This window comes from Sinomicrobium endophyticum (assembly GCF_052983315.1).
Window position 1 is genome coordinate 40897 of sequence record NZ_JBRKIS010000001.1, and the last position, 11543, is coordinate 52439.

General features: G+C 47.3%; 7 protein-coding genes. 2 read left to right on the forward strand and 5 right to left on the reverse strand.

What is annotated here, in order from left to right; translation table 11 throughout:
- Positions 1-36 precede the first annotated feature (36 nt).
- Genes ACVBDU_RS00170 through ACVBDU_RS00185 form a run of 4 tightly spaced genes read right to left on the reverse strand, consistent with a single transcriptional unit; the run spans position 37 to position 8305 of the window.
- Entirely contained in the window at positions 37-927 is an 891-nt protein-coding gene (locus ACVBDU_RS00170) for a hypothetical protein (RefSeq protein WP_447177760.1), read from the reverse strand.
- A gap of 41 nt (positions 928-968) precedes the next feature.
- Positions 969-2432: a RagB/SusD family nutrient uptake outer membrane protein gene (locus ACVBDU_RS00175; RefSeq protein WP_447177761.1), complete on the reverse strand. Its 1464-nt coding sequence runs from the start codon at positions 2430-2432 to the stop codon at positions 969-971.
- A gap of 17 nt (positions 2433-2449) precedes the next feature.
- Complete coding sequence (locus tag ACVBDU_RS00180; protein WP_447177762.1) at positions 2450-5563, reverse strand: SusC/RagA family TonB-linked outer membrane protein; 3114 nt, start codon at positions 5561-5563, stop codon at positions 2450-2452.
- 36 nt (positions 5564-5599) lie between these two features.
- Positions 5600-8305, reverse strand: a complete 2706-nt coding sequence (locus ACVBDU_RS00185; RefSeq protein WP_447177763.1) for a GH92 family glycosyl hydrolase — start codon at positions 8303-8305, stop codon at positions 5600-5602.
- A 404-nt stretch (positions 8306-8709) separates the two neighbouring features.
- On the opposite strand from ACVBDU_RS00185, the gene ACVBDU_RS00190 reads away from it, so the two are divergent.
- Positions 8710-9906 (forward strand): hypothetical protein, encoded by a 1197-nt coding sequence (locus ACVBDU_RS00190; RefSeq protein ID WP_447177764.1) that lies wholly within the window; start codon positions 8710-8712, stop codon positions 9904-9906.
- A gap of 186 nt (positions 9907-10092) precedes the next feature.
- Positions 10093-10233: a hypothetical protein gene (locus tag ACVBDU_RS00195; protein WP_447175782.1), complete on the forward strand. Its 141-nt coding sequence runs from the start codon at positions 10093-10095 to the stop codon at positions 10231-10233.
- Between the two features lie 1122 nt (positions 10234-11355).
- Here the strand turns inward: ACVBDU_RS00195 and ACVBDU_RS00200 are convergent.
- Positions 11356-11543, reverse strand: a 188-nt coding sequence (locus tag ACVBDU_RS00200; RefSeq protein ID WP_447177765.1) for a hypothetical protein, incomplete at its 5' end; no start/stop codon positions are given.

The window sequence follows — 11543 nt, forward strand, 5'->3', positions numbered from 1 at the left end:
CTCCAATACTCTGCATCGAAATGGGCTAAGGTTTGTTCATTTGAATACCTCGCGGGCTTGCCCCGAGGTCGTTGATTCATTCCTTTGGGCTGCTTCGAACGTATACAGGAAAACTTCTTCTTCCCGGAGTCCCAGTTCGGACAGATCTACCGTAAGTTCCAAAGCCAGTTTTTCTACGGTAAGCGTCTTTATTGCAAACGTATCGGCTACAATGGTATTGGGCGTAAAAACATTGTATTTTTCCATGATAAAATGCTGTTCGTCTTCGGTAATGTACCAGCCGCTGAAAACATTCAGCCCGTCAAAGGCGCAGGCCCCGGCGCCGGTATCGGTCCCGTATTCCAGGCTCATGCTACCATCCGCATTGAAAAGATAGGCATTGTCTTTTTCACAATCTTCTATTACTTCAGAATTCGGATCGTCTTCATTATTGACATGCAGAATGGATTTCCACTCCCACCTGCGGCGCGGAAGGTTATCCCGCGGACTAAGGGTTACATTCGCAGTAAGGTCACTGGTTCTTTCCTTCCCTCCGGATGTGGCAGCTTTAAAACTAAACCCTACCAGTTTATCCACATCTTCCACCGGGGGAATATAGATAAACGTATAACTGAATTCTTTTCCGGAAGCATCCACCCGCAATACTCCTTCCTGTCCGAATGCGGTATCCTTCTGCAGGTTTATCGTCTTGGTTATTTCGAGTTTTTCCAGGTCTTCGGGTGCTTCCACAAGCACTGCCAGGTTCAGGGTATCCCCGGATTCCAGGCGGCTGCGGTACTGGCCTTGTCCGGGTGTTTTTTCCGCTCCCAGGCTAACCAGGAAGTTTCCCTGATCGTAATAATCTTCCGGGCCTTGCTCATCTTCGTTACAACTTACCAGCAATCCAAAGATCGCGGGAAAAATCAGGTGATATATTCTGGTTTTCATATACAGTATTTTTGGTTGAACAATAGGTTGGCATACCGGTACTAAAAGCCGGGGTTTTGTGGTAAATTGGGATTTACCAGTCTTTCGCGTTGCGGAATGGGGAACCGGTTATATTGTTCTCCTACCGAAATCCCTTTTACGGCTTCCACACGTTGTCTGAGCCTGCCAAGCCTGGTAAGATCAAACCATCGTTGCCCTTCGCCTGTGAACTCCTTACCTCTTTCTTCTACCAACAGGTCTACAAAGCCTTCGATATTGTCCGCTTCCGCTTCTCCCAGGTCAGCTCTCTGCCTTATGTCGTTCAGGTAATCATTGGCTACATCAAAATTTCCGAGCCTGGCCTGTGCTTCGGCATAGGTAAGCACCACATCGGAATAACGGATCACGGGGAAATCATTGAAAGATCCCCCTGCGGTCGGGTCTGCGTCCACGTCCCAGTATTTATCGATGTACACGTGGTCCAGGTTTACGGTAGAATTATCGGAAGCAGTAAAACTGGTCATAAATGTATCCTCGCGACGTTCGTCGGAAGTGGCGAAAGTGTTATACATATTCGCATTGGCTATCTGCCAGCCCTGTGTATTGGAAATCCCGTCTACTTCGGCGCTCAGGGCTGCCGGCAACAGTCTTACGTTGAACTGTCCCACTTCCCAGAAAGAAATGGCTCCGCCCGCGTCTCCGAACCCTACGGAGAAAACGGCTTCCTTCCCCCCGCGGTTCTCTATACGAAAAGCATCCTTAAAACGGTCCCAAAGCCCATACAACCCGGAATCCATGACATCAAGGGCTTTTTCCGAAGCAAGCTGATATTCTCCTGTGCGCACATATACCTTTGCCAGTAATGCTTGTGCTGCTCCTTGTGTGGCTCGTCCTTCCTGTATTTCGCCATCCGGAGGCAGGGCTTCCGCATCGGTAAGGTCTTGAATTATCCGGGCATAGACCTCATCTGCCGGAGCGGCTTCCGGGTTTAGCGGCGTTTCTTCGGTAATAACAAGGGGAATATCTCCGAACATGCGTACCAGGTTGAAATAGAGCAATCCCCGGAGGAATTTAGCTTCGTTAATAAAACGGTTTTTAAGGGTTTCGTCCATTTCGATAGCCGGAATACGGTCTATAGCCACATTGGCAAGATAAATGGTCTTGTAATGTACCTGCCATATTTCCTGCAGGGCAGCATTATCGGCATTATGTGTAAAAGTGGCAAGCTGATCGTACTGCGGTGCTCCCAACTGGTTGTTGTCCATTTCGTCAGATGCCAGTCCCTGTGTTACCCAGAAGGTACTGTGATATATCCCGGCGGTATTACCCCGGGAAGCATCGTAAGAACCGAGATTGGCGTATATGGAGTTTACCGCCGCAAGGGCATCCTGTTCTGTGGTATAATAATTACTGGTTCCTACCTGGTTTTTTGGATTTTCTTCCAGGAAGTCACTACAGGAAAAAAGGAGAAATACACACAGTACACTGCTCCATACCTTTACCGGAAAATTATTTGTTGATTTCATCATCATGTCTTTTTATGTTAAAATCCAAGGTTAATTCCAAAGGTGTACATTCTTGTCTGGGGATAGTTACCGTCATCTACTCCAACAATATTGGTGGTTCCGCCATAGGCATTACCTTCCGGATCGTAACCGCTGTAGTTCGTCCAGGTGAACAGGTTGGTCGCGCTGGCGTAAATACGCAAAGTGCTCACCCCGATATGTTCCATCCATTTTTGGGAGAAATTATACCCAAACGTTACATTTTTGACCCTTACATAAGAAGCATCCTCTACAAAAGCAGAAGAGAAAGTGCTGTTAAAGGAATCATTTCCGGATGCCCGGGGATAAACATTACCCGGATTATCCGGTGTCCAGCGGTTTTTGCCCGCTTTTGCCAGTACATTCTGCTGGCCGTTCATATTTTCCAGGTTCAGCAGGTTCATGTTCGCCATATCATTTCCCTGGCTTCCCTGTATAAAAACACTGAGACTAAAATTCTTAAAGGAGAATTCATTGTTCAGTCCCCAGGTAAAATCGGGTTGAGCGGTTCCTATGATAGCCCGGTCGTGTTCGTCTATAAATCCGTCGGGAGTACCGTCGGGGCCGCCTATGTCTTTGTATTTACGATCTCCCGCAACCGGTGTCTGTCCGCGCAGAGCCGGACCTGCCGCAGCTTCTTCATTGGTCTGGTAGATCCCGTCAAAAACATAGCCTTCGAAAGTCCCTATGGGTTTCCCTTCCCTCAATATACTACCGGCTACCAGGAGATTGATATCTTCTTCCCTGGCCAGGTTGGTCACTTTATTCCGGTTGACGGAAAAGTTTCCGGAAGCATTCCAGGAGAACGGTCCGTTAAGAATATCCGAGCCTACTTCCAGCCCGAAACCCCGGTTCTGTACATTTCCTACATTCAACAACGTATTCTGAAACCCGGTGGTAAAGGGAATGGGAGTTCCCAGTAAGAGGTCGGAGGTTTTCTTATCGTATACCTCGGCAGTAAACCGCAGCTTGCCGTTCCAGAATGCCATATCGAGTCCCAGGTTGGCCTGCCGTGTGGTTTCCCATTTCAGGTCGCTATTGGGATAGCTGCTGGGCTCCTGCCCGTAAAATACATCAGGGCTTCCGGGACCGTTGTTAAAAACACCTTCACCGAAAGGGGCTACCAGGGCAAGCGAATTATACGGTCCTATGGACTGGTTGCCGATAACCCCGTAACTCAACCGCAACTTCAGATCGCTGAAAAGCTGCGAGTCTTTCATAAAATCTTCATTGATCACCCGCCATGCAAATGCCCCGGAGGGAAAGAAACCATATTGGTTTCCCTTTGCGAATTTGGACGATCCGTCTACCCTTCCGGAAAGAGTGAAGAGATATTTATTATCCATAACGTAGTTTACCCGTGCGAGATAAGACACCAATGCCCATCGGGATTCGCTATTGACAGGTGGCTGCGGGTTTTCTGCTGCGGAAAGGTTGTGATACCCTGTACGGCCATCGGGAAAACCGAAAGCTATGCTGGTAAGGGACTCGTTTTGAAATTCCTGCAATGTAAACCCTAAAAGAGCCGTAAGGTTATCCCCGCCTTCAAAGGTTTTGTTATAAGTAAGCGTATTTTCATTCAGCCAGGTAAGTGCATCCAGGGTAGAGATCGAGGCTTCACCACGGCTGCTCTCCGTACGTTTCAGAAAGTTAGGTCCGAAAGCGCTGTTTTTGGTGTGTAACAGGTCTATACCGAAACTGGTCCGGAAATCGAGGTTTTCCGTCAGGGCATATTCGGCAAACACATTTCCCAAAAGCCTGGAAGTTACGGTTTTCGACTCGTATTCCCTGGCTTCTGCCACCGGGTTGGCCACGGCATCCTTGCGGTCGTGTTCAAAGGTATATCCACCCGGTTCATTCGGGTTGTATACCGGCAATACGGGATTGATCTGCAAGGCATTGGCAATTACCCCGGGTACGATCTGCCCGGGTCCCGTAAGCACCCCGTTGGATGTAATTCTCGCATAGGAAAGGTTGTTCCCTACTTTCAGTTTGTCCGTTACATTCCGTTCCAGGTTTACCCGGAAAGAATATCTTTGGAAATCGGAGCCTGTGACTATACCGTCTTGTGTAAATAATCCCCCGGAAAGCGCATACCTGGTCTTGGCATCTCCTCCCGAAAAACTGAGCTGGTAATCGGATATCTGTGCAGCCCTGAAAAGTTCGTCCTGCCAGTCGGTGCCTTTTCCAAGTGATGCCGGATTTACGTAAACGGGATTTCTGCCGGTATTCATCTCCGCTTCATTGACAAGTTCCGCATATTCCCGCGCGTTGAGGAGATTGAGCTTATTAGCCACTTGCTGTACGCCGTGATAGGCATTAAAACTTATGGTTTCTCTCCCTTCTTTTCCTTTTTTGGTCGTTATCAATACGACCCCGTTGGCTCCCCTGGAACCGTAAATGGCTGTTGCGGAAGCGTCTTTCAGTATTTCGATTGATTCTATATCATTGGGATTAATAGAAGAAAGCGGACTCGTCCCCGGCCCTCTGCTACCGGCCGACGTTTCGTTGGCATCACTGTTTACGAGCATTCCGTCTATAACGTATAATGGTTCGCTACTGGCATTTACGGAGCTCGTTCCCCGTATCCGGATGTTGGTCCCTCCCCCGGGTACTCCGGAGGCCTGGGTTACCTGTACGCCGGCAGCCCTGCCCTGCAGGGCCTGTTCGAAACTGGAAGCCGGGACCGCCTGGAGTTCTTTGGCGCTTATAGACGAAACCGCTCCGGTAACGTCCGATTTCCGCTGACTACCATACCCGATGACAATAACTTCAGAGAGTTTTCCCATGTCGGGTTCCAGTTCCACCTGAATTGTGGTCTGCATCCCCACTTTCACTTCTCTGGAAGCAAATCCTACATAACTGAATACCAATATGGCATTACTGTCGGGAACTTCGATTTCAAAGTTCCCGTCAAAGTCCGCAATGGTACCGGTATTCGTTCCCTTTACCACAATATTACTCCCTGCCAGGACCTCTCCTTCGGCAGACCGGACCGTTCCGGTGACCACTGTCTTTTCCTGCTGCGGAAAAGCATAGGCCTGCAGGGATAATCCGAAACAAAGCAGGGGCAGATACAGGACACATGCCCTTATTAATCGGTATATTTCCATAAGAAACAGATTTTTGGTTGATACTAATTTTCGGTTTTAATCCTTAGTTCCCCATTGCATGTTAGGTTCTGGTCCGAGGTAAAGTTCGAGGCTTCCTCCCTTTTGAAAAACCTGGTGCGGAAACCGGAACTTCGTATGTTCTTTTCCGTTCAAAAGGGCTTTTTGGATATACATATTATCCGCACTGTTATTATGGGTAATGATCCTGAATTCGGTTCCGCTGTAGTAATCCGTATCGAGTTTAATCACCACTTCATCAAAAACGGGACTGGTGATATCGTACACCGGGTTTTCGGAAACATTGCCGTCCAGGCTGAAAAGCCCTATGGCCATCAGGGCGCTGACGCCTCCCATTTGTCCCTGGTCTTCATCGTGGCCGCCATAACCCAGGTCCGGTGTAGTACCTCCGTATGCCTGTTCCTTGACCTTCCGTACCCAGTATTGGGTAAGCCACGGTTTCCCGGCATGATTAAAAACATGGGCATTGGAACAACCGGGCTGGTTGGCATAACTCACATAACCATCATTGTAAGCAAAGACAAAATCATCATCTTCTGCCATTTCAAAAGCGTGATTGAGCTTTTCGCACAGAACATCTTCTCCGCCCATAAGCGAAGCCAGTTCATCGATCTGGTGCGATACCGACCAGGTAGCCTGCCAGGCATTGGCTTCTATCCAGCCTTCGCCGGAAAGGGGATCGTTATGCATAAAATTTCCATCCCGGTCTTTGGGAAAAATGAGTTTCTGCTCCGGTTTAAAAAGGGTTTTCCATCCGGCTGCTCTTTGGCTGAAGAAGTTGTAATCCTTTTTCTTCCCAAGCGCTTTTGCCATCTGTGACAGGGCATAATCCTGAAAAGTCGCTTCCAGGGTAATGCCTGCATTTTCGGGCCAGTAGCCATTTTCCGTGTAAAACCGGATATCGTCGGCATCTCCGAGCATCCCGCCGGGCAGGAGGTTTTCTTTTACCTTATCATAAGCCGTTTGTTTATCTATTTTGGTAAGTAAGCCTTTCTGGAAAGTTGCGGCAATGAGGTTGGTCGCGGGAGACCCGGTCATGATATAGGAATAACCGCCACCGGAAGGGCCCCGGGGGAGAAGGCCCCCGTTGACGGCATATTGTACCATGGAAGCGGACATTTCATCCATGACCTCAGGCCACGCAAGCCCCCACAGCACATTTAAATTCCATTGTGTAAGCCACCAGGCATCGGAATTGTACATATTAAATTTAAGGCTCCCGTTTTTATCCTTCGGCAACGTCTTTATTCTGAATTCAGCATCCGTAAAGGTGCCTTCGCGGGTTCCGGAAGTACGATCGGGATAATCGCCGGAGACATCATTGATCTTTTGCCTGCCGAGAAGCACATGCCACAGATCGGTATAAAATTTAACCTTTTGTTCCCTGCTTCCTCCTTTTACCTCGATCTTCCCCAGCCAATCGTTCCATACTTTGGCGGATTCGCTGTGAACCTTATCGAAGTCCCAATGCGGACATTCCGTATTCAGGTTATTCCTGGCGTTCTCTACACTGGTATAGGAAATAGCGATTTTCATTTGCAGCTCGTCCCCGGCAACAGCGTCATAGATCGCCGTAATCCCGGTACTGTCCCCTTCTATCTCCCGAATATCTTTGATACGGTTTGTACCTGTCCAGCCATCCAACCTTTGAAAAGGTTTATCGAATTCGGCCACAAAAAACACCTTAACATCTTTCGGTCCGCCCCAGAAGCGTTCTGTGGTGCTGAAATATCCTTCTATTCCCGTATCTGACACACGCGAGACACGGGCATTTTCCATCTGTACATTACTGACATATCCGCCCAGATTGGTCAATACCTGGGCTTCCATATCCCGGGTAAAACGAAAACGGTAAAAACTCACCCGTTCGGTAGCGGTCAGTTCAGTCCATATGTGGTGATCGCGTAAATAGACCCGCTGGTATCCGGGCTGCACGATTTCATCTTCATGACGGAATGCCGACTTCCACCCCTCCTGCCCTTTGGTAGGATCTATAACCGCCGGGGCCGGCATAATCTCCAGGCCGCCCAGCATCCAGCTGTGTATCTGTTCAAACCCCAGGATATATTCGTCATTATAGTTATAGCCACCTCCGTTTTGATTCTTGTTCCGGGTTAAAGGAGCTGCCCCTACCATACCGAAGGGTCTGGAGCCGGTAATAAAAAACAGGTACCGTCCGCGATTGGTCTCTATATAAGGATCTACCCATGAGACAAAATCATTATTATCTTCCGGGGCTGCGAACACCTCCATTTCAGACAGTCCGAGATCTTTGCCGTTACCGTCCGTGACCTGGAATTTCACCCAGTCCACGGTTTTGGTATCGAACTTTATTTCTTTGCCTTCCCCGTTATCCGGCATTCGGTTGACCCAAATAAGGCTTCCGTCGCTGAAAACCAGTTTGCCCCCGGCAGTAAATTCGCTTTCGGAAGGACGGTCATATAAAACGATACGATTGATTTTCCTGGGTTTGTCCCACCGAAGTTCTATCCACGGAAAACGTATATAACCCCAATCCGTAGTAACACCTTCACAAGCCCACTCTCCTGCTCCCGGAATTCCAATGATCCCGTCCGCTACATTTTCGGGAAGGAACGTTTCGGATAAAGCGGTAGAAGCGGATATTTTTGCCTCACCCGCTATGTTTCCCGTCTGTCCCTTTGCGAAATGAACCAGACAGAAAAAGAAACCGATACTCCAAAGCCTGATTTTATATGGTGTCATTGTGAATAAGTTATAGGTTGATTTCAATATGTTCATACATATGAACATTATACAAATGTAAATAAAAAACAATACAATAATTACCGATTACATATTTTTTTCTATTATTTATTGAATTATTATGTTTTTGAGAGAATTTATTTTCATGAAACAGCACTGTCTTCTGATAAAGACATGAAATTTAGGATTAAAACAGGAACGGGTTACTTTCCCTTCTTCTCTATGTAAAAAGAAGTAATCCGGAGAACGCCCCTTAAATGTATATCTCTACGGTTTAAAAAGTAAAACCTGAATATCAAACAGTTACACAACGCCATTATTTTTGGCACAACGTTTGGTATACTATTGCTATAAAGTAATTGTGGCCACAACAAACAATTACTAATCCTTTAAAAATGGACGTTATGAAAAATATATTTATACTATTGGCTTCTATGCTCCTGGGTACGGGCGTAAAAGCATCAGCGGAAACCTTAGATAATTATCGTTCGTATACCGGCGCCCCCTTTATTTTCGTAGAGGGTAATGTAGAGTTTTCCGTCTTTCCTGACGGACAATTCGATTTTACCTACCTGGGTGGCGGAGGTACACAGATAAGTATTGGTTCTCCCGGTGTAGCCATAAATTTTAATTCGGGCTATAATTACGATCCGTATGTTCAATATGACCACTACGGAGCCGTGATCCAGATAGAAAATGTTCCTGTTTACTATGACGATTATGGTCGTATTATGAGGGCCGGGAATGTATTTATCCGTTATAACGACCGTTATCTCACTCAGATAGGCGGACTGGTGGTGCATTATGACAATTTTGGTCACTATACACATTATACCGGATATATCAACGCGCTTAACAGAACGTATGTTTACAGGCCATGGCATACCTATTATACGATTCCGTACTATACATATAGTGTGGTTTACACCACTCCGTACCGAAGATATTACGCCCCGGTACGATATAATTACACCTATCATAAGTCCCATTATACAAACAGCAGATCTTATTCCAACAGCCGAAGGGATTTTTACCTGCCGGGGAGCAGGGTGCACTATCAGAACGGAAGGGTTGCTATAAACAACTCGTATAGCAATACGGAGAGAAGAAGCAGTACTAATAGCACTACTTACAAAAGAGATGATGCCGTTTTGAGGAACAATGCTTCCACCGCAAGGAGAACTTCTACCATTGCAAATACCAATAGCAGCACTGCGAGACGAAGCTCTGCTACCGGTGCCGAAGCAAGCAGGAGCAGTATGGAAAATAACACTGCGCCTACCACAAAGCGCAACAGTTCCGTTACGACCGGGAACAGTACAAACCGTAGCAGTACAACTGCTGCTACCGAAAGAAGGAACAGTACTTCCCCAAGCACATCGGGAAGTATCGGTACCACTGCACGGCAGAGCCGCACGACAAACAGTGTAAACAGCAATGCAAGCAGAAACAATGCCACATCCCGAAGCAATGCCAATGCTGCTTCACAAAATACGACCAGAGTACAAACCAGCACTCCGGCCAGCAGACAGAGCAATACTGCAACACGGACTTCCGGTAGCACCGGCAGACAAACCACAACGTCGCGTAGCAGGAATTAAATAAAGCATGGTTTTATAAAGTAACCCTCCCGGATATAATAATCCCGGAGGGTTTTTATTGGTAGATACCCGTGGAGAAAGATCGTCAAAATGTATGTGCCCCTCGCTTGGGTTCTCCTGCAAAAAGCAATACTTTTGAAACGGAGAAGACGGCCCCGTACATTACATCTAATTGACCGCTTTATCATGTTCAAAAACAAAAAAACATCTCAGATCATCATGCTTATAGCCGCCGCCCTGACCATTATTGGCGTGGTGACCGGCAAGTTTTTCTTTCTTTTTTTAATTCTACCCCTGGGATTTCTTTTCAACCGGGGAAAGGATTGAGTTTTTTTAGTACCGGAGTTGATTAGCTTAGGGGTTGTTCACTGGCGCCCACTTATGGGAGTTTGATTTTCATATATTTACACTTGTGTTCTTTGAGATAATGGTAGTCTGTATTTCCAAGCAGTTCTTTTTACAGCTACTTTGTCCGGTAGCAAGGTATCCGGAGTTAGTACTGTTTCGTAAGTTAAACGATCCACTCTCCGGTTATCATGTATTATTACTGTTGAGCAACAGGCTATTATCACTGTGAAAATCCGGATACGGTGTGCGCTCCTTCTGGTATTGCGAATATCTCTGGCTTCGCAGTCCGCGTTCGGTAAAACCCCGGGGTTACAACCAAAAGCATTTCTGCCAGTGCGATACCGGTAGGAACATAACTGTCAAACAGACGGTATCACTGCCGGCTTCCCGGCAAGTTCAGGACGGGTAACCTCCCTGTAAAGAAGGGCCTGCCTCTGTCACGGGACCGGCATATCGTATCCCCGACCGGATAATCCGGGGCCGGTTTTTGCCATTTAAGGGATTGTGTATACACTGAACCAGGTTACGTTTGCGGCATAAATAATTACGTATGCAGCAAACAGGATCCCTTATGATTTCGTCCCCATCCCCTTAAGCGGTAAAGGTAACCTGGTAAACTGCTTAAGCAATTGCTTATGATATCACAAGCAACCCGGTAAGCGGTCAACGGAACTGCGTTTGTTGTAAACAGGATCCCCTACGATTTCATATCCATTACCCTAAGCCGTAAACACAACCCGGTTAGTTGCTTAAGCAATTGCGTGTGATTTCACAAGCTAGGGGGTAAACGGTCGACGCAACTGTGTATGCCGCAAACGAAATCCCTTAGGCCGCGTACCCATTTCCTTTAGCCGCAAACGAAACCCGGTTAGCCGCCTGAGCAATTGCGTATGATTTCACAGGCAACCCGGTAAACAGTCAACGGAACTGTGTATGCCGCAAACCGGATCTCTTAGGATTTCACACCCGTTCCCTTAAGCCGTAAATATAACCCGGTAAGCCGCTTAAGCAGTTGTATGTGATTTCATAAGCAAGCCGGTAAGCGGCAAAAGGGAACAGGTAAACCGCATACCGGACCCGGTTCGGCATATACACAATCCCTTAAATGACCGTTTTCCGGCCTTTAAAGCGGAAAGAAACGGAGTGTTTTTCTGTGGGTACTGACACAGGAGGGTATGGAAAAGAAATGCGCTTAGGATGAGTACCCCGGTCTTCCGAAGATAGGCAGAGTTTTGAAAACCTGTCCGTACCTGCCGGGGTAGCAGGGGGAGTGCCATTCATACCATTCA